The organism is Streptomyces sp. NPDC091416, assembly GCF_044756845.1.
In the GTDB taxonomy this organism is placed as follows: Bacteria; Actinomycetota; Actinomycetes; order Streptomycetales; family Streptomycetaceae; genus Streptomyces.
On sequence record NZ_JBIVTU010000005.1, the window covers coordinates 251,238 to 267,408 of the forward strand.

18 protein-coding genes are annotated in these 16,171 nt (G+C 70.9%); 6 read left to right on the forward strand and 12 right to left on the reverse strand.

The genetic code is table 11. The annotated features are described in order from the left end of the window. Positions 1-119: 119 nt before the first annotated feature. From ACIQMX_RS17305 to ACIQMX_RS17320, 4 genes are all read left to right on the forward strand, one after another. Complete coding sequence (locus ACIQMX_RS17305; protein ID WP_402479412.1) at positions 120-200, forward strand: tryptorubin family RiPP precursor; 81 nt, start codon at positions 120-122, stop codon at positions 198-200. A gap of 114 nt (positions 201-314) precedes the next feature. Next, on the forward strand, positions 315-1,361 hold the full coding sequence (locus tag ACIQMX_RS17310; RefSeq protein ID WP_363073333.1) for a cytochrome P450: 1,047 nt from the start codon (positions 315-317) through the stop codon (positions 1,359-1,361). Positions 1,362-1,644: 283 nt separating this feature from the next. Continuing rightward, a complete protein-coding gene (locus ACIQMX_RS17315; protein ID WP_363073331.1) occupies positions 1,645-2,847 on the forward strand; it encodes a S8 family peptidase in 1,203 nt (400 codons plus the stop codon). Between the two features lie 284 nt (positions 2,848-3,131). Further along, positions 3,132-3,515: a nuclear transport factor 2 family protein gene (locus ACIQMX_RS17320; protein ID WP_363067088.1), complete on the forward strand. Its 384-nt coding sequence runs from the start codon at positions 3,132-3,134 to the stop codon at positions 3,513-3,515. Positions 3,516-3,542: 27 nt separating this feature from the next. On the opposite strand, the gene ACIQMX_RS17325 is transcribed toward ACIQMX_RS17320, so the two are convergent. Both ACIQMX_RS17325 and ACIQMX_RS17330 read right to left on the reverse strand, forming a co-directional pair. Continuing rightward, the gene (locus ACIQMX_RS17325; protein ID WP_363067214.1) at positions 3,543-4,373 is read right to left on the reverse strand and encodes an ATP-binding cassette domain-containing protein; all 831 of its coding nucleotides are present in this window, start codon (positions 4,371-4,373) and stop codon (positions 3,543-3,545) included. A gap of 20 nt (positions 4,374-4,393) precedes the next feature. Continuing rightward, positions 4,394-5,263, reverse strand: coding sequence for an aldo/keto reductase (locus tag ACIQMX_RS17330; protein WP_402478833.1), 870 nt, complete (start codon positions 5,261-5,263; stop codon positions 4,394-4,396). A gap of 96 nt (positions 5,264-5,359) precedes the next feature. On the opposite strand from ACIQMX_RS17330, the gene ACIQMX_RS17335 reads away from it, so the two are divergent. Beyond that, on the forward strand, positions 5,360-5,944 hold the full coding sequence (locus tag ACIQMX_RS17335; protein WP_402478836.1) for a TIGR03086 family metal-binding protein: 585 nt from the start codon (positions 5,360-5,362) through the stop codon (positions 5,942-5,944). A gap of 83 nt (positions 5,945-6,027) precedes the next feature. After that, on the forward strand, positions 6,028-6,660 hold the full coding sequence (locus tag ACIQMX_RS17340; protein ID WP_402478839.1) for a DsbA family protein: 633 nt from the start codon (positions 6,028-6,030) through the stop codon (positions 6,658-6,660). 132 nt (positions 6,661-6,792) lie between these two features. On the opposite strand, the gene ACIQMX_RS17345 is transcribed toward ACIQMX_RS17340, so the two are convergent. The 10 genes from ACIQMX_RS17345 to ACIQMX_RS17390 form a co-directional block, all read right to left on the reverse strand. Further along, a complete protein-coding gene (locus ACIQMX_RS17345; protein ID WP_402478842.1) occupies positions 6,793-7,551 on the reverse strand; it encodes a sirohydrochlorin chelatase in 759 nt (252 codons plus the stop codon). A gap of 7 nt (positions 7,552-7,558) precedes the next feature. Further along, entirely contained in the window at positions 7,559-8,482 is a 924-nt protein-coding gene (locus ACIQMX_RS17350) for an ABC transporter permease (protein WP_363067093.1), read from the reverse strand. Beyond that, positions 8,469-9,257, reverse strand: coding sequence for an ABC transporter ATP-binding protein (locus ACIQMX_RS17355; RefSeq protein WP_363067094.1), 789 nt, complete (start codon positions 9,255-9,257; stop codon positions 8,469-8,471). The genes ACIQMX_RS17350 and ACIQMX_RS17355 overlap by 14 nt, the downstream gene beginning before the upstream one ends. 33 nt (positions 9,258-9,290) lie before the next feature. Further along, complete coding sequence (locus ACIQMX_RS17360) at positions 9,291-10,406, reverse strand: aliphatic sulfonate ABC transporter substrate-binding protein (protein WP_363067095.1); 1,116 nt, start codon at positions 10,404-10,406, stop codon at positions 9,291-9,293. Positions 10,407-10,649: 243 nt separating this feature from the next. Continuing rightward, on the reverse strand, positions 10,650-11,993 hold the full coding sequence (locus tag ACIQMX_RS17365) for a GTP-binding protein (RefSeq protein ID WP_363067096.1): 1,344 nt from the start codon (positions 11,991-11,993) through the stop codon (positions 10,650-10,652). 1 nt (position 11,994) lies between these two features. Further along, positions 11,995-12,930 (reverse strand): sulfate adenylyltransferase subunit CysD, encoded by a 936-nt coding sequence (gene cysD / locus ACIQMX_RS17370; RefSeq protein WP_363067097.1) that lies wholly within the window; start codon positions 12,928-12,930, stop codon positions 11,995-11,997. Continuing rightward, positions 12,927-13,472 carry an adenylyl-sulfate kinase gene (gene cysC / locus ACIQMX_RS17375; protein ID WP_402478848.1) on the reverse strand — a complete coding sequence of 182 codons (546 nt, stop codon included), beginning with the start codon at positions 13,470-13,472 and terminating at the stop codon, positions 12,927-12,929. The genes cysD and cysC overlap by 4 nt, the downstream gene beginning before the upstream one ends. 23 nt (positions 13,473-13,495) lie before the next feature. Continuing rightward, positions 13,496-14,212 (reverse strand): phosphoadenylyl-sulfate reductase, encoded by a 717-nt coding sequence (locus ACIQMX_RS17380; RefSeq protein ID WP_363067099.1) that lies wholly within the window; start codon positions 14,210-14,212, stop codon positions 13,496-13,498. Then, entirely contained in the window at positions 14,209-14,388 is a 180-nt protein-coding gene (locus tag ACIQMX_RS17385; protein ID WP_363067100.1) for a hypothetical protein, read from the reverse strand. The genes ACIQMX_RS17380 and ACIQMX_RS17385 overlap by 4 nt, the downstream gene beginning before the upstream one ends. Continuing rightward, entirely contained in the window at positions 14,385-16,082 is a 1,698-nt protein-coding gene (locus tag ACIQMX_RS17390) for a nitrite/sulfite reductase (protein WP_363067101.1), read from the reverse strand. The genes ACIQMX_RS17385 and ACIQMX_RS17390 overlap by 4 nt, the downstream gene beginning before the upstream one ends. Between the last annotated feature and the right edge of the window lie 89 nt (positions 16,083-16,171).

Genomic DNA, 16,171 nt, shown 5'->3' on the forward strand with positions numbered 1-16,171 from the left:
TACTCCTGTCGGCGGTCGGCGTGGTGCGGAATTCCCCGTAAAGGGAAGCCCGGATCACGAACATGACCAAGCCGTGTTTTCGTACAGGTAAATTCACAGCAAAAGATGGAGGTGACGTTATGAAGTTCCTTTTTCAGCTGAAGAGCAAGATGACGCCGGAGAAGAGCCTGAAGTCGTACGCCTGGTACCTCTGGTACTGAACCGGCGGACGAGTCCAGCCGGCCGAGGGGTTCCTGCCCTCGGCCTGAGCCCGTGCCCGGCGTGGCCGTACAGGCCCGCCGGGCACGGGCGCCTCCCGTCTCTTGGAGATCACGATGCACATGTCCGGTACCGGCAGCCGCGCCCGGGACGTCGTCTTCGCGCCGAGGCTCCAGGCGCTCCTGCGGGAGCACCGGGGCGAGGAGATCTTCCGGCTCGACGCCGACACCGTCGGTGTGGCCGGAGCCGGCCTGATGGACCGTATCCTCGCTGCCCGGCCCGCCACCGAGGGTGAGCGGCCCACCTTCAAGCCCCTCCACGGTCGGTCCGTCTCGCGAGCCGAGGCCGCCACCGTCATGCAGGCCGTCGGCCGCGACGTGCGTACGGCTCTGAAGAAGCCCGTCCCCGAGAACGTCGACCTCAGCGGTGAGTGGCCGCACGTGGGCCACGTGTATCTGCGTGACCTGATCCTCGGCGCCGACCCCTACCGGCTGCGCGTCCTCATGGACCGCGTCCTGGAACTGACGCCCAGACTGACCTGGTCGGTCATCGCCGCCGGTGCGGCCCTGCCGGGACGGCTCCGGCCAGGCGCCCCCGTCTCCGCCATCGCCGGACTGACCGCCGAGGCCAAGGGCTACGGGGACCGCCGCTATGCCATGGGTCTCTACCGCCGGGGCGCGGCCCCCGTCTGCTTCACCGTCTCGACACTCGTCGCCAACGCGCTCTGGCTCGGATCGCCGTTCGACGACGCGACGCCGAACCGGGGCATCATCCACGAGTCGCTGCGGCTGTTGCCGCCCTCCTGGAACATCCTGCGAAGGGCCTCGCCGGAGTATCCCGCGATCGATCCCCGGATCGGCCCCGGCGACGACATCCTGCTCCTTCCTCTGCTGAGCCACCGGGACCCCGCGCTCTGGGAGGACCCGGACGTGTTCCGGCCCGAGCGCTGGGACGGGCTCGACCCGGACGACCTGCCCGGCTACCTGCCCTTCGGCCATGTGTCCGAGCGCTGCTGGGGACGGCACATGGTGATGCCGCTGGCCGAGAGGCTGCTCGACCTGGTGCGCGGCGGCGGTCTGACCGTCGACCCCGCGCAGACGGCATCCGACGTCCCCCTGGCCGGGCTGATGGGGGTGACCGGCGTGCGGGTCGTCCGCCGCTGAACCCGCCAGCCGCCGCCCCGTTCGTGACGGATCGTCATGGACGGGGCGGCGCTCTGTGCGGGGGTGCTCGACTGACGGGGCGGCCGCCCCGGCCGTGGGTGCTTGTGACGGACTTGGGTGCGGCCGGTCGATTTTCTGTGACGAACCGCTGCCGGGGAAGTCGCAGGCGCCGGAGGGGTCTTGATCTGCGCGCGTCAATCGGGAAGGGTTTCGCATCAGCCCCCGGAGATCTTCCGGCCGAGGGCCAATCCCCCCACAAAGAATGACGAGGAGACCCCTCTTCATGGCAATTCACAAGCGTGCACGCCGGTTCAAGCTGGCCGCCTCCATCACCGCGGTGGCAGCCGCCGCCGGAGTCACCCTGATGACCGGTCCGTTCGCGGGAGCGGCACCCGCTCCCGCGATGGGCAAGATCTACGGTGCCGACGCGGCGACCGCCGTCTCCGGCAGCTACATCGTGATGCTGGACCAGAAGGCCGACAAGGCGAAGCTCGCCAAGGAGTACGGCGGCAAGCTGAAGCGGAACTACAGCTCCGCCATCAACGGCTTCTCCGCCAGCGGCCTTTCGGAGACCGAGGCCAAGCGCCTCGCCGCCGACCCGGCCGTCTCCAAGGTCGTCCAGAACAAGAAGTTCCACGCGAGCGCCACCCAGGACAGCCCGCCGTCCTGGGGTCTGGACCGCATCGACCAGGCGGAGACCGCCGGGGACAACGCGTACACCTACCCGGACAGCGCGGGAGAGGGTGTCACCGCGTACGTCATCGACACCGGGGTCCGCACCACGCACCAGGAGTTCGAGGGCCGGGCGAGCTCGGGCTTCGACGCCGTGGACAACGACGACAGCGCCGACGACGGCAACGGCCACGGCACACACGTGGCCGGCACCATAGCCGGGGCGACGTACGGCGTCGCCAAGAAGGCCAAGATCGTCGCCGTCCGTGTCCTGGACGACTCCGGCTCGGGCACCACCGAGCAGGTCGTCGCCGGCATCGACTGGGTGACCGAGAACCACCAGGGCCCGTCCGTCGCCAACATGAGCCTCGGCGGCGGCGCGGACGAAGCGCTCGACGCGGCCGTCCAGAAGGCCATCGCCTCCGGAGTCACCTTCGCGGTGGCCGCCGGGAACGACTCGAGCGACGCCGGCGAGGGCTCCCCGTCGCGCGTCCCGGAGGCGATCACGGTCGCCTCCTCCACGGTGGACGACGAGCAGTCGTCGTTCTCCAACTACGGCTCGGTCGTGGACATCTACGCTCCGGGCTCGGACATCACCTCGTCGTGGAACGACAGCGACGAGGGTTCCAACACCATCTCCGGTACGTCCATGGCGACCCCGCATGTCGTCGGTGCCGCCGCCGTGTATCTGGCGGGGCACCCGGACGCCACCCCGGCGGAGGTCGCCACGGCGCTGACCGGCGGAGCCACCCCGGACGCCATCGGCAACGCCACCGAAGGAACGGCGAACAAGCTGCTGAAGATCGTCGAGTAACACGGGCACCGGGGCCCTTCGTCCGGATCGCGACACAGCCGCGCGTGCCGGGCCTCGCGAGCCCGGCACGATCCGGGCGAAAGGCCCCGGCCGGCCGGCGGCCGCCGTGCTCTCCCCCACGGGGCGCGGCGGCCGCACGGCTCGGGCGGATCGTCCTATGGTGTGCCCATGATGATGTACGCGGTGCCGTCGTCCGGAACGGGCGGGAGCGGCCACCGGAGGCCCGTCGCGGCCGGGCCGCACGCGCTGCCCGCCGAACCGGCAGCCGCCCCCGGACGCGGCGCATGAGCGAGCCGACCCCCGGAGTGGCCGCGGCGGTCGAGGGCGAACTCCGCCTCATGGACCCGAGGGTCCGGGCTTCCACCGAACTCCTCGTCCAGGTCCTGCACCCCGACTTCCACGAGGTCGACTCCACCGGCCGCCACTGGGACCGCGCGATGGTCATCACCTCGCTGATCTCGGACGAGGCGCCACGGCCCGGACAGCTCACCGCCTCACGGATGCGCGGTGTCCAGCTCGCCGAGGAGCTCGTCCACGTCACCTTCGACACCGAGGCCAAGGGCAAGCGCGCCCACCGCAGTTCGCTGTGGCGGCTCACCGACGCGGGCTGGCTCCTCTACTACCACCAGGCCACCCCCTTCGTCACCGCGGCGGACGCCGACGCGTGAGAGGCGCCGGAGACCTCGCGGGCAGGGTCAGCCCCGGGCCGGCCGCTGGGCCCGCGCCGTCCACCGCCCGTCCGTGCGGGCGATCCGCACCGGATGACCGAAGCAGTCGCTGACCCGGTCCGTGGTCAGTACCTCGTCGGCGGACCCCGAGGCCGTACAGCGCCCGCCGCGCAGCAGCATCGCGTGCGTCGTGGAGGCCGGCAGCTCCTCCAGATGGTGCGTGACCAGCACCGTCGCCAGTTCCGGATGCTCCTCGCGCAACGCGTCCAGACTGTCCAGCAACTGCTCCCGGGCGGCCAGGTCGAGCCCGGTGGCCGGCTCGTCGAGCAGCAGCAGCCGGGGCTGCGGCATCAGCGCACGGGCGATGAGCGTACGGCCGCGCTCACCCTGCGAGAGGGCCGGCCAGCGCGCGTGCGTCTTCCCGCCCATCCCCAGCATCCCCAGCAGCCGCTCGGCCCGCTCCCGCTGCTCCGCCCCGGGCGACCAGCGCGGCAGCGGCTCGACCGAGTTGGTCAGGCCGGTCAGCACCACCTGGCTCACCGTCAGCGGAGAACGCAGCGGATGACGCGGATCGACATGCCCCAGCAGGGTGCGCAGCTCCCGCAGATCCACCCGGCCGAGCGTGCGCCCCAGCACCTCCACCGTGCCCCGGGTCGGGTGGGCGACCGCGCCCAGCAGCTTGAGCAGAGTGCTCTTGCCCGCACCGTTGGCACCCAGGAGGGCCCAGTGCTCGCCGCCGCGCACGGTCAGCGAGACCGAGTCCAGCAGGACGTTTCCGTCGCGTACGAGTGAGACGTCATCGGCCCGGATCACCGGCACCCCGGCGGACGCGGCGGGTCGGGCCTGGGCGGTGGTCATGGTCACGTGCGGGTACTCCTTCATGCGGGTGCGAGCGCCTCCAGGCGGCTCATGTCCTCGGTCGCCAGCCGTACCTCCGCCGCTCCCAGGTTCTCCGAGAGATGGACGGCCGACCCGGTGCCCGGGGTCGGGCACAGCACGGGGGAGCGGTGCAGCAGCCAGGCGAGGGCGATCTGCCCGCGGGTGGCACCGTGGCTCCGCGCGACCTCGTCGAGGGCGGCGGCGGCCTCGCCCGTCAGTGCGCCGTTGGCCAGGGGGAACCACGGGAGAAACGCCAGGCCATGGGATTCGCACACCTTCAGCACCGCGTCCGAGCCGCGGTCGAGGAGGTTGAAGCGATTCTGCACGGAGGCGATCCCGGTCAGGGAGAGCGCCTGCTCCAGCTGGTCGGCGGTGAGGGTGTCCAGACCGATGCAGCGGATCTTACCTTCCTGCCGCAGCGCGTCCAGAGCGCCCAGCTGCTCCGCCATCGGCACCCGGGGGTCCAGCCGGTGCAGCTGGTACAGGTCGATCCGGTCGGTCCGCAGCCTGCGCAGGCTGGCCTCGCACATCGCGCGCAGCTGCTCGGGCCGCCCCGCGATGTGCCAGGCGTCGTCGCCGGTCCGCACGACTCCGCCCTTCGTCGCGATCACGAGGTCGTCGCGGTACGGGTGCAGCGCTTCGGCCACCAGTTCCTCGGCGACGCCGGGGCCGTAGTTGTCGGCGGTGTCGATCAGCGTGACCCCCTGCTCGACCGCCGACCGGAGCACCGCCAGCGCGTCCCGGCGCTCGCCTCGCGGGCCCCAGTACCCGGGGCCGGTCAGCTGGGCGGTCCCGTAGCCGAGACGTCGTACGGGCAGCTCCCCGCCCAGGAGGAACGAAGCGGCAGGTGAGGAGAGCGAGGAAGACATGAAGGAACAGTAGTCCGGCGCTCCGGCGCCTTTCCGACCGGTTCCTGTCGCGTTTGTTCAAGACCGGGCGCGGGGGGCCTTCCTAGGCTGACGCGCATGAAGACCGAGCACACCCACATGACCGAATGCGCCGCCGAAGCCGCCCGGGTGGCCCGCGGCGTCCGCCCCGAACAGCTCGACGCCCCCGTCACTCCCTGCGCCGGCTGGGACGTCCGCGGCCTCGTCAACCACTGGGTCCTCTACACCTCGCACGGCATGGAGCACCGCGCCCTGCGCACGGAGATCCCCGAGGAACTCACCACCCGGGACTTCACGGCGGACGCCGACTGGGCCGAGCGCTACGCGGCGCAGCTGGACCGTGCCGTTGCCGCCTGGTCGGATCCGGCCGCCTGGGAGGGGGAGATCGGCACCGGTGACTCGGCCGCCCCGGCCGCGGACACCGCCGCGATGCTCATCGAGGAGACGGCCCTGCACGGCTGGGACGTGGCCCGGGCCACCGGCCAGGAGTTCCGGCTCTCCGACGAGGCGGCCGCCCACGTCCTGGCGATCGTCGAGAGCACCGCCGCGCTCTACCGCCAGTACGAAGGGTTCGCCGGAGAGGTCACGGTGGATCCGGGTGCCGACGACTTCACCCGCGCCCTGGCCCTGAGCGGCCGTGATCCGCAGTGGACCGCCGGCTGAGGGCTGCCCTGCGGGAATTGGCCCAGTCCCATGGGTACTGAATGGCCCGTGGGACTGAGCCACCGGCTGGCTAGGCTCCTCGCATGACCACTCACCGCAGTCCTGGTACGGCCGGGGCCGTCGTCGACTTCTACTTCGACCCCGCCTGCCCGTTCGCCTGGATCGCCTCCCGCTGGATGCTGGAGGTGGAGCAGCGGCGCGACATCGAGCTCCGCTTCCACGTGATGAGCCTCTACCTGCACAACGCGGGCAATGAACTCCCCGACTGGTACCGCACCCTCGTCGACAAGTCGATCGGCCCGGTACGCGTCGCCGTCGCCGCGGCGGAACTGCGCGGCGAGGCCGTGCTGCGCGAGCTGTACACGGCCTACGGAACGCGGATCCACCAGCAGAAGAACGAGGACTTCGACGAGGTGATCGAACGGTCCCTCGCCGAACTCGGCCTTCCCGCCGAGCTGGCCGCGGCCGCGCACGACCCGTCGTACGACGAAGCGGTGCGGCGCAGCCACGACGCCGGAAAGGACCCGGAGGCGGACGGCTACGTGGGCACGCCCACGCTCCACGTCGACGGGACCGTGTGGTTCGGTCCCGTGCTCCGGGCGGTGCCGCGCGGAGAGGAGGCGGCGCGCCTGTTCGACAGCTTCCGGGTGCTCGCCGTCCACCAGGACTTCTTCGAGCTCAAGCGGACCCGTACGGGCGGTCTGGACCTGGGCTGAGCGAAGGCCCGGCGCCCCGGACCGCACAGGCGAGCGCCAGGATCTCGGGACCGCCGTCGTTGTTCAGGTCGCCGGGCGCGACGAGAGGGCGTGCTGTGAAGGCCCCGCCGGCCCGGCGACTCTGAACGCGCCCTACGCGCTGACCCGCGCGGTCCGGGCCGCCCGGACGCGGGCCTCGTCGTACCGGTCGAGCAGCAGCCGCGCCAGCTCCGGCGAAGGGCCCAGCACGCCGGCCAGCACATCCGCACCGGCCTCGGCCGCCCCCGCCGCGATGCGGTCCGGGAGGCGGCCGGGCGCGATCACGTACGGGGCGACCGCCACCCGGCGCACACCGTCGGCCCGCAGGGCCCGTACCGCGTCCTCGGTACGGGGATGGGATGCGGAGGCGAACGCAGGCCGCACGGAACACCAACCGGTGTGCCGCAGCTCCCGCGCGATTTCAGCGATCACTGCGATCGCCTCCGGGTCTGTGGAGCCCGCCGAGGCCAGGACGAGCCCGGTCGAGCTTCGGTCGCCGGGGCGGACCCCGGCTTCGTCCAGCCGCCGCTCCAGGGCGGAGTTCAGCAGCGGCGACGGGCCGAGCACCTCGGCCTGCCGCACCCGCAGCCGCGGCAGCCGGGCGCGCGCCTCGCGCAGGACCGCCGGGATGTCGGACTTGGCGTGGAACGCCCGGGTGAGCAGCAGCGGCAGCGCCACCACCTCACCCGCCCCTTCCGCGTCCAGCCGCTCCAGGACCCGCGGCACCGACGGGGCGTTGAAGTCCAGGAACCCGGTCTCCACCCGCAGCCCGGGCCGCAGCGCCCGTACTCGCGCGGTGAGCGCGTGCACGGTCGCCGCGTGCCGCGGATCGCGGCTGCCGTGGGCGATGACGAGAAGGACCGGAGATGTCATCGGAGACTCAGTTCTTGACGAGGAGACCGCGGCTGCGCAGCACCCACCGCTCCAGCGGACTGAAGATGAGCAGATCGATCGCGATGCCGACGAACAGGATCAGCAGAATGGCGAGGAAGATCCCCGGCATGTCCGCGTTGTTGCGGCCGTTCTCCAGCAACTGACCGAGTCCCAGCCCGAGGTCGGGCGACGAGGCGATGATCTCGGCGGCCATCAGCGAGCGCCAGGAGAAGGCCCAGCCCTGCTTCAGTCCGGCCAGATAGCCCGGCAGGGCCGCCGGCATGACGATGAGCCAGGTCCCCCGCAGACCGGTCGCGCCGAGGGTCCGGCCCGCCCGGAGGAAGAGCGGCGGCACCTGGTCGACGCCGGAGACCAGGCCGTTGGCGATCGAGGGCACCGCGCCCAGCAGGATGACCGCGAACATCATCGAGTCGTTGAGCCCGAGCCAGATCACGGCCGGCGCCACCCACGCCACGGACGGCAGGGACTGCAGCCCGGACAGGATCGGGCCGATCGCGGCACGGACGAACCGTACCCGGGCCACCAGCAGACCCAGCGGCGTACCGATGGCGACGGAGAGCAGGAAGCCGAGCAGACCGCGCGAGACGCTGGTCCAGACGACCTCCAGCAGGGTCCCCTGCCGCCACATGTCGCCCACGCTCTCCCCGACCGCGGCGGGCGAGGGCAGCTTGTAGTCCTCGGTCACCTGCGCCCAGACGAGCAGCTGCCAGACGACGACGACCAGGGCGACCGCCAGCAGCGGCGGCAGCACCTTGCGCAGCAGGACCTCGCGCACCGGGGTGCGGTGCACCTGCACGGCGTCCAGCGCGTCCAGGCCGGCCTCCAGACCGGCCAGGTCGTCCGGCTTCACCGCGTCCGGCCCGGCCCCGCCGGACCCCGGTGCGCCCGACTTGGTATCAGTGCTGGCCATGACGGCGGATCTCCCCACGCAGTTGTTCGGTGATCTCGACGGACAGTTCCGCCACGGCGGTGTCCTCGATGCGGCGCGGCTGCTCGATGTCGACCGTCCACTCGTGGGCGATCCGGCCGGGGCGGGAGGAGAGCAGCACCACGCGCTCGGCGAGACGTACCGCCTCGCGCACGTTGTGCGTGACGAACAGGACCGAGACGTTCGTCTCGCGCCAGATCCGGGTCAGCTCGTCGTGCAGCACGTCCCGGGTGATGGCGTCGAGCGCGGCGAACGGCTCGTCCATCAAGAGCAGTTGACTGTCCTGAGCGAGCGCGCGGGCCATCGCCACCCGCTGCCGCATGCCGCCCGACAGCTCGTGCACCCGCTTGCCGTACGCCCCGCCCAGGCGCACCAGCTCCAGCAGCCGCTCCGCCTCCGCACGGCGTTCCGACTTCGGCACGCCCCGCAGGCGCAGTGCCAGTTCGATGTTCTTGCCCGCGGTCAGCCACGGGAACAGGGCGTGCTCCTGGAACATCAGGGCCGGGCGCCCGCCGGGGGTCTCGATGGTTCCCCCGGTCGGGCGGTCGAGTCCGGCCACCAGGTTGAGCAGCGTCGACTTTCCGCACCCGGAGGCTCCCAGGAGGGTGACGAACTCGCCCGGGGCGACATCGAGCGTGATGTCGTCCAGGACCAGCTGCGCTCCCGTGGGTCCGGCGAAGGACTTCGAGACATGTGCGATACGGGCGGCGTGCCCGACCTCGACACGGTCCTCGGCCTTGGTGAGGGTGTTCGCCATGGTCGTCACCTCCTGGGGTCTTCGAGCGGCTGGTTACTTGACGCCGAGACCGGCGTCGGCGACCTCGGGCTTGCCCGCGGCCTTGAGGATCTTGTTCAGCGGCTTCAGGTCGTAGATGCCGTTGAGGTCGGGCTCCTCCAGCAGGCCTGCCTTCACCGCGTGCTCGGCCTGCGCGTCGAGCGTGGCGGCCAGCGGGTCGTCGGTGATCTGGATCGACTTCCAGGCCGGGTCGATGATCTCGGCCGGCAGCGCCTTGCCGGTGAGCTTCTTCAGCGCGGCGTTCGCGGAGGCCTTCGCCTCGTCGGGGTTGGCGTTGATCCACGCGTTCGTGTTCACCGAGCCGCGCAGGACCGCCTCGACGACGTCCGGGTGCTCCTTGAGGAACTTCTGCGACACGATGATGTTCGTGATCACGAACTTGTCGCCGGGCCACAGCGTCGACTCGTTCAGCAGCTCCTTCGCACCCTCGGCGACCAGCTTGGAGGCGGTCGGCTCGGGCACCCAGGCGCCGTCGATGGAACCGGACCTGTAGGCGTCCGGGGTCACCTTGTTGTCCGTGCGGACGACGGAGACGTCACCCTTGCCGCTCTGGGCGTCGACCTTCCAGCCCTTCTCGGAGATCCAGTTGAGGAAGGCCACGTCCTGGGTGTTGCCGAGCTGCGGGGTGGCGATCTTCTTGCCCTTGAGGTCGTCCAGGGTCTTGATCTTGTCCGGGTTGACGACGAGCTTCACGCCGCCGGAGGCCGAACCGCCGATGATCCGCAGGTTCTTGCCCTTGGACTTGGTGAAGCCGTTGATCGACGGCGAGGGGCCGATGAAGCCGATGTCGATCGAGTCGGCGTTGAGCGCCTCGATCTCGGACGGGCCCGCGTTGAACGTCGACGTCTTGAGCCGCGTGCCGCCGAGCTCCTTCTGGAACAGGCCCTCCTGGTCGCCCACGAGCGCGGTGGCGTGCGTGAGGTTCGGGAAGTACCCGATCCGCACGGTGTCGGCGGAGAGCTTCTTTCCGTCGGCGGCGACGTTCGCCTTCCCGGCGTCGTCGTCCTTCGCCTCGGAGCCGTAGCCGCAGGCGCTGAGCACCACGGCGAGCAGCGGCAGTGCGGCGGCAGCGGCGAGGCTGCGGCGGAGCGTGGTACGGGGGGCAGACACGGGAGGCTTTCCTCTCGTTGGCCCGGCTCTCAGGCCCCCCGGAAGTAAGGGGGAGCGGCCGGGAAGTCGGCAGGTCTTCGTCTGAACTGGCGGTACAGGCGGTGCGGTTGGTGCTGCCGGGCGCGCAGGCAGTGCGCGTACGTCATCGCGCACATCGCGCAACCCCGCCCTGTCCGCTGCCGAGGGCGCCGCTGCCGACACGGCCGCCCTCCTTCGCGAAGGTCGAGAAGATGTCACGGCTCATCAGAAGTCCCACTCCGCGTCGTCGTCCGACGGGGCCCCGGTCTGCGCCACGGCGGCGAAGGAGGCGCCCGCCATGCCGGCCGAGAGGGTGGTGCCGTCCGCCGGGTCGATCAGCAGGAACGAGCCGGTGCGCCGCGAGTCGGCGTACGCGTCGAGCGCGAGCGGCTCGGCGGTACGGACCACGACGCGGCCTATGTCGTTGGCGACGAGCTGCCCGGGGGCCGGGTGCTGGGAGAGGTCGTCCAGGGTCAGCCGGGACGGGATGTCCTTGACGATCGCCTTGACCGTGCGGGTGGTGTGCTTGATCAGCACCCGCTGGCCGACGGTGAGCGGCTGGTCCGCGACGTGGCAGACGGTCGCCTCGACGTCCTGGGTGACCGCGGGCGAGTCGTTCGCCGGGGCGATCAGGTCGCCGCGCGACACGTCGATGTCGTCGGCCAGGCGCAGGGTGACCGACTGGGGGGCCCAGGCGATGTCCACGCCGGCGCCGAGCAGGTCGATACCGGTGATCGTCGACGTCACGCCGGAGGGCAGTACGGTGACGGGCTCGCCGACGCGGAACACACCGGCGGCGATCTGGCCCGCGTAGCCGCGGTAGTCGGGGTGCTCGGCGGTCTGCGGCCGGATCACGTACTGGACGGGGAACCGGGCATGGCAGGCGGTGAGGTCGTGGCTGACCGGGACCGTCTCCAGGTGTTCCAGGACGGTCGGGCCGCCGTACCAGTCCATGTTCGCGGACGGCTCCACGACGTTGTCGCCGGCCAGCGCGGAGATCGGGATGGCGGTGATCTCCGGGACGCCCAGGGAGGCCGCGTAGGCGGTGAACTCCTCGGCGATGGCGGCGAAGACCGGCTCCGCGTAGTCGACCAGGTCCATCTTGTTCACGGCCAGCACCACGTGCGGGACCCGGAGCAGGGCCGCGACGGCGGCGTGCCGGCGGGTCTGCTCGACGACACCGTTGCGGGCGTCGACCAGGACCACGGCCAGCTCGGCCGTCGAGGCGCCCGTCACCATGTTGCGGGTGTACTGCACGTGGCCCGGGGTGTCGGCGAGGATGAACCGGCGCCGGGTGGTGGCGAAGTAGCGGTAGGCGACATCGATGGTGATGCCCTGCTCGCGCTCGGCCCGCAGCCCGTCGGTCAGCAGCGCCAGGTCCGGCGCCTCCTGGCCGCGCTTGCGGGACGCGTCCTCGACCGCCTCCAGCTGGTCGGTGAGGACCGACTTGGAGTCGTGCAGGAGCCGTCCGACGAGGGTGGACTTGCCGTCGTCGACGGACCCCGCGGTGGCGAACCGCAGCAGGGTGGTGGTCGACAACTGCTCGGCCAACTGGGTGGGTGTGGTCATGTTAGAAGTACCCCTCGCGCTTACGGTCTTCCATCGCGGCCTCGGACATCTTGTCGTCGGCGCGGGTCGCGCCCCGTTCGGTGAGCCGGGAGGCGGCGATCTCGGTGATCACGGCGTCCAGCGTGGTGGCGTCGGAGTCGACGGCACCGGTGCAGGACATGTCGCCGACCGTGCGGTAGCGCACCTGACGGGTCTCGACCGTTTCGTGTTCCTTGGGGCCGCCCCAGTCGCCCGCGGTCAGCCACATGCCGGAGCGGTTGAACACCTCGCGCTCATGGGCGAAGTAGATCTGCGGAAGCTCGATGCCCTCGCGCTCGATGTACTGCCACACGTCGAGCTCGGTCCAGTTGGAGATCGGGAAGACCCGGACGTGCTCACCGGCGGCGTGCCGGCCGTTGTACAGCTGCCACAGCTCGGGGCGCTGTCGGCGCGGGTCCCACTGGGAGAACTCGTCGCGCAGCGAGAAGACCCGCTCCTTGGCGCGCGCCTTCTCCTCGTCGCGCCGGCCGCCGCCGAACACGGCGTCGAAGCGGTGCTGCTGGATCGCCTCGGTCAGTGGCACGGTCTGCAGCGGGTTCCGGGTGCCGTCGGGGCGCTCGCGGAGCTTCCCGGCGTCGATGTACTCCTGGACGGAGGCGACGTACAGGCGCAGCCCGTGCTCGGCGACCGTGCGGTCGCGGTACTCCAGGACCTCGGGGAAGTTGTGCCCGGTGTCCACGTGCAGCAGCGTGAACGGCACCGGCGCGGGCGCGAACGCCTTGAGCGCCAGGTGCAGCATCAGGATCGAGTCCTTGCCGCCGGAGAACAGGATCACCGGCCGCTCGAACTCTCCCGCCACCTCACGGAAGATGTGCACCGCCTCGGACTCCAGGGAGTCCAGGTGGCTGAGTGCGTACGGATTGTCGGTGCCTTCCGACACAGTCGCGACGGTCGTCACGCTGCACCCCTCTCGCTCAGCAGCGCATACAGCTCCGCCGCGGACTCCTGCACGGTCTGCCGGTGCGACTCGATCCGCAGATCGGGCGACTCGGGCGCCTCGTAGGGGTCGTCCACCCCGGTCAGCCCGCTGATCTCGCCCGCCGCCTGCTTGGCGTACAGCCCCTTCACATCGCGCACCGAGCACACCTCGACCGGAGTGGCGACATGCACCTCCAGGTATGTGGTGCCCTCTGCCTGGTGCCGCTTGCGGACCGCGTCACGGCTGTCCGCGTACGGGGCGATGACCGGGACCAGCACCTTCACGCCGTTGGCCGCCAGCAGTTCGGCGACGAAGCCGATCCGCTGGACGTTGGTGTGGCGGTCCTCGCGGGTGAAGCCGAGGCCCGCCGAGAGGAACTCGCGGATCTCGTCGCCGTCGAGCACCTCCACCCGGTGGCCCTCGCCGCGCAGCCGCCCGGCGAGTTCGTACGCGATGGTGGTCTTGCCCGCGCTCGGCAGACCGGTCAGCCAGACGGTGGCTCCCGTCTCCGTCACGCTCATCGAAGTCTCCTGATCAGTCGTCATCAGTCGTGCAGCCCGCATTCGGTCTTGCCGCGGCCGGCCCAGCGGCCGGCCCGCGCGTCCTCACCCTCCAGCACCCGGCGGGTGCAGGGGGCGCAGCCCACGGAGGCGTAACCGTCCATCAGCAGCGGGTTGGTGAGCACCCCGTGCTCGGCGACGTACGCGTCTACGTCGTCCTGGGTCCAGCGGGCGATGGGGGAGACCTTGACCTTCTGCCGCTTCTCGTCCCAGCCGACCACCGGGGTGTTCGCCCGGGTGGGGGACTCGTCCCGGCGCAGCCCCGTCGCCCAGGCCGCGTACGCGGTCAGGCCTTCTTCCAGGGGCTTGACCTTGCGCAGCTTGCAGCAGAGGTCCGGGTCGCGGTCGTGCAGCTTCGGTCCGTACTCGGCGTCCTGCTCGGCCACGGTCTGCCGCGGCGTCAGCGTGATGACGCGGACGTCCATCACCGCCTCCACCGCGTCACGGGTGCCGATCGTCTCGGGGAAGTGGTAGCCCGTGTCGAGGAAGACCACGTCCACCCCGGGCAGCGCCCGGGAGGCGAGGTGGGCGACGACCGCGTCCTCCATCGACGACGTCACACAGAACCGCTTGCCGAAGGTGCGGGTGGCCCACTGGAGGATCTCCAGGGCGGAGGCGTCCTCCAGCTCCCGTCCCGCGCGCTCGGCCAGCTCCCTGAGCTCGGCCGCGGAGAGCTCCTCGGTCTGCAGAGTGTCCGTCATATCCCGTCCCCTTCACCGTCGTTGCGCTCCAGCCCCCGGGCCAGCAGGCCCAGGAACTTCAGCTGGAACGCCCGGTTGCAGGAGGCGCATTCCCAGGCCCCGTGTCCGCTCTCGTGCGGACGCAGGTCCTCGTCACCGCAGTACGGGCAGTGGAACGGCGCGGCGCGCTCGCTCATGACAGCGACTCCGCACTGGCCCGCGCGGCCCAGGTCGCGAAGCGCTCGTCGTCCTCGCGCTCCTTCCGGAAGTTCTCCAGGACCCGCTCGACGTAGTCGGGCAGTTCGGCCGAAGTGACCTTCAGACCACGGACCTTGCGGCCGAATCCGGCCTCCAGGCCGAGCGCGCCGCCCAGGTGGACCTGATAGCCCTCCACCTGGTTGCCCTCGTCGTCCAGCATGAGCTGGCCCTTGAGGCCGATGTCCGCGGTCTGGATGCGGGCGCAGGCGTTCGGGCAGCCGTTGATGTTGATGGTGAGCGGCTCGTCGAACTCCGGGAGGCGGCGCTCCAGTTCGTCGATGAGCGCGGCGCCGCGCGCCTTCGTCTCGACGATCGCCAGCTTGCAGTACTCGATGCCGGTGCAGGCCATCGTGCCGCGGCGGAACGAGGACGGCCTCACCTGGAATCCGAGCGCCTCGAGACCGGCGGACAGGGACTCGACCCGGTCCTGCTCCACATCGAGAATGATCATCTTCTGCTCGACGGTGGTGCGGACCCGCCCGGAACCGTGCGCCTCGGCGAGGTCGGCGATCTTGGCGAGGGTGGAGCCGTCGACCCGTCCGACGCGCGGCGCGAAACCGACGTAGGAACGGCCGTCCTGCTGCGGGTGGACGCCGATGTGGTCCCGCCAGCGGCTGCTGGGCTCCGCGGGCGCGGGTCCGTCCAGCATCGGGCGCTTCAGGTACTCGTCCTCCAGCACCTGGCGGAACTTGGCGACGCCCCAGTCGGCGATCAGGAACTTCAGCCGGGCGCGGTTGCGCAGCCGGCGGTATCCGTAGTCGCGGAAGATCCCCACGACACCGGCCCACACGTCCGCGACCTCGTCCAACGGCACCCAGGCGCCCAGGCGTTCGGCCAGCCGGGGGTTGGTGGAGAGGCCGCCGCCGACCCAGAGGTCGAAGCCGGGGCCGTGCTCGGGGTGCTCGACACCGACGAACGCGATGTCATTGATCTCGTGCACCACGTCCTGCACCGGGGAGCCGGAGATCGCGGTCTTGAACTTGCGCGGCAGGTTGGAGAACTCCGGGCTGCCGATGTAGCGCTCGTGGATCTCGTCCAGCGCCGGCGTGCCGTCGATGATCTCGTCGGCGGCGATGCCGGCCACCGGTGAACCGATCATCGTGCGGGGGCAGTCACCGCACGCCTCGGTGGTGGAGAGACCGACGGCCTCCAGCTTCTCCCAGATGGCCGGGACGTCCTCGATGCGGATCCAGTGCATCTGGACGTTCTGGCGGTCGGTGATGTCCGCGCTGCCGCGGGCGTACTCCTCGGAGATCTCGCCGATGACGCGCAGCTGAGCGGTCGTCAGCCTCCCGCCGTCGATGCGGACCCGCATCATGAAGTACTTGTCCTCGAGCTCCTCGGGCTCCAGGACCGCCGTCTTGCCGCCGTCGATGCCCGCCCGCCGCTGCGTGTAGAGGCCCCACCAGCGCATGCGTCCGCGAAGGTCGTTGGGGTCGATCGAGTCGAACCCGCGCTTGGAGTAGATCGTCTCAATGCGCGTCCGCACGTTGAGACTGTCGTCGTCCTTCTTGAACTGCTCATTGCCGTTCAGCGGGGTGTAGTGCCCCAGGGCCCACTGACCTTCGCCGCGGTGGCGTCCCGCTTTGCGGCGGGGCGCGGCGGGCGCGGGCTGTTCCGGGGTAGCGGCCATGACAATACGTCCTTCGGGACTGCAGGAGGGCGGCTCTGAACTGCACACTCGCGTCTGGGCGCGGCGGTGCGCAGGGTTTGCAGAGAAAG

Coding starts and splice junctions, on each gene's coding strand:
- ACIQMX_RS17335 (WP_402478836.1), top strand. CDS start 5,360: ATGAAGACCGAGCACACCCACATGACCGAATGCGCCGCCGAAGCCGCC.
- ACIQMX_RS17330 (WP_402478833.1), bottom strand. CDS start 5,263: ATGTCTTCCTCGCTCTCCTCACCTGCCGCTTCGTTCCTCCTGGGCGGG.
- ACIQMX_RS17345 (WP_402478842.1), bottom strand. CDS start 7,551: ATGACATCTCCGGTCCTTCTCGTCATCGCCCACGGCAGCCGCGATCCG.
- ACIQMX_RS17315 (WP_363073331.1), top strand. CDS start 1,645: ATGGCAATTCACAAGCGTGCACGCCGGTTCAAGCTGGCCGCCTCCATC.
- ACIQMX_RS17305 (WP_402479412.1), top strand. CDS start 120: ATGAAGTTCCTTTTTCAGCTGAAGAGCAAGATGACGCCGGAGAAGAGC.
- ACIQMX_RS17380 (WP_363067099.1), bottom strand. CDS start 14,212: ATGACGGACACTCTGCAGACCGAGGAGCTCTCCGCGGCCGAGCTCAGG.
- ACIQMX_RS17340 (WP_402478839.1), top strand. CDS start 6,028: ATGACCACTCACCGCAGTCCTGGTACGGCCGGGGCCGTCGTCGACTTC.
- ACIQMX_RS17325 (WP_363067214.1), bottom strand. CDS start 4,373: ATGACCACCGCCCAGGCCCGACCCGCCGCGTCCGCCGGGGTGCCGGTG.
- ACIQMX_RS17390 (WP_363067101.1), bottom strand. CDS start 16,082: ATGGCCGCTACCCCGGAACAGCCCGCGCCCGCCGCGCCCCGCCGCAAA.
- ACIQMX_RS17355 (WP_363067094.1), bottom strand. CDS start 9,257: ATGGCGAACACCCTCACCAAGGCCGAGGACCGTGTCGAGGTCGGGCAC.
- ACIQMX_RS17310 (WP_363073333.1), top strand. CDS start 315: ATGCACATGTCCGGTACCGGCAGCCGCGCCCGGGACGTCGTCTTCGCG.
- ACIQMX_RS17350 (WP_363067093.1), bottom strand. CDS start 8,482: ATGGCCAGCACTGATACCAAGTCGGGCGCACCGGGGTCCGGCGGGGCC.
- cysC (WP_402478848.1), bottom strand. CDS start 13,472: ATGAGCGTGACGGAGACGGGAGCCACCGTCTGGCTGACCGGTCTGCCG.
- ACIQMX_RS17320 (WP_363067088.1), top strand. CDS start 3,132: ATGAGCGAGCCGACCCCCGGAGTGGCCGCGGCGGTCGAGGGCGAACTC.
- ACIQMX_RS17365 (WP_363067096.1), bottom strand. CDS start 11,993: ATGACCACACCCACCCAGTTGGCCGAGCAGTTGTCGACCACCACCCTG.
- ACIQMX_RS17385 (WP_363067100.1), bottom strand. CDS start 14,388: ATGAGCGAGCGCGCCGCGCCGTTCCACTGCCCGTACTGCGGTGACGAG.